This is a genomic window from Streptomyces sp. NPDC030143, assembly GCF_055573695.1.
The window spans coordinates 1-1,373 of sequence record NZ_JBVIAY010000061.1 but is presented as its reverse complement, the minus strand read 5'-3'; the positions used below and the strand labels follow the sequence as shown (position 1 = coordinate 1,373).

General features: G+C 72.5%; 1 protein-coding gene. It reads left to right on the top strand.

Going from position 1 to position 1,373, the window contains the following annotated elements:
- Positions 1-1,373, top strand: a 1,373-nt coding sequence (locus tag ACZ4YY_RS37455; RefSeq protein ID WP_468299871.1) for a condensation domain-containing protein, incomplete at both ends; no start/stop codon positions are given.

Sequence of the window (1,373 nt, the reverse complement as noted above, 5' to 3'; positions counted from 1 at the left end):
CGACTCACCAGCCGCATCCGCACCACCCTCGGCACCCACCTCACCGTCCGCGACCTCTTCGAAGCACCCACCGTCGCCGCACTCGCCGCACGTCTCGGTTCGGAGGCCGGCGCGCACGCCCCGCTGGCGCCCATGCGGCGCCCCGACCGCGTCCCCCTGTCCCCGGCCCAGCAGCGTCTGTGGTTCCTGCACCAGCTGGAAGGCCCCAGCGCCACCTACAACGTGCCGTTGGCGCTCCGCCTCTCGGGCGCGCTGGACGTGGCGGCGCTGCGCGCGGCGGTCGAGGACCTGGTCGCGCGGCACGAGAGTCTCCGCACCGCCTTCCCGAAGGGCGACGGCACCCCGTACCAGCTGCTGCTGGAGGGCGAGGCTGCCCGTCCCGTGGTCGAGGTCCGGGCCGTGGACGCCGACCAGGTGGAGCGGGCGGTCGCCGAGGCCACCCACCACACCTTCGACCTGACCCGGGACCTGCCGCTGCGGGCCTGGATCTTCGTCACGGGCCGGGACGAGCACCTCCTCCTGCTGCTCACCCATCACATCGTGAGCGACGGCGGGTCGTTGGCGCCGCTGGTCGGTGACCTGTCGGTGGCGTACACGGCCCGCCGTTCGGGGCGGGCCCCGGAGTGGCAGCCGCTGCCGGTGCAGTACGCCGACTACGCGCTGTGGCAGCGGGAGGTGCTCGGTGACGAGACCGACCCCGACAGCGTGATCTCCCGGCAGATCGACCACTGGCGCACGGCGCTGGCCGGGCTGCCGGAGCAGTTGGAGCTGCCGACGGACCGGCCGCGTCCGGCCGAGGCCAGCCACCGGGGCGAGACGCTTCCGTTCACCTGGGACGCGGAGCTGCACGAGGCGATCGTCCGGCTCGCCCGTGAGCACCAGTCGACGGTCTTCATGGTGGTGCAGTCCGCCATCGCCGCCCTGCTCACCCGGCTCGGCGCCGGGACCGACATTCCCGTCGGCACGGCCGTCGCGGGCCGGACGGACGACGCGCTGGACGACCTCGTCGGGTTCTTCATCAACACCCTCGTGCTGCGGACGGACACCTCCGGCGACCCGTCGTTCACGGAACTCCTGAGCCGTGTGCGGGAGTCGAACCTCGCCGCCTACGCCCACCAGGACGTGCCCTTCGAGCGGCTGGTGGAGATCGTCAACCCGTCCCGTTCGCTGTCGCACCACCCGCTGTACCAGGTCATGCTCACCTTCCAGGGCAATGACCCCCGGGTGGACCTGCCGGGCCTGGTGGTGGAACCGCACGTTCTGCAGGCGGAGTCGGCCAAGTTCGACCTGTCCTTCGACGTCGAGGAGCGCACGACGGCGGAGGGACGCCCCGCCGGCGTCCGGGGATCGGTGGAGTTCGCGACGGACCTGTT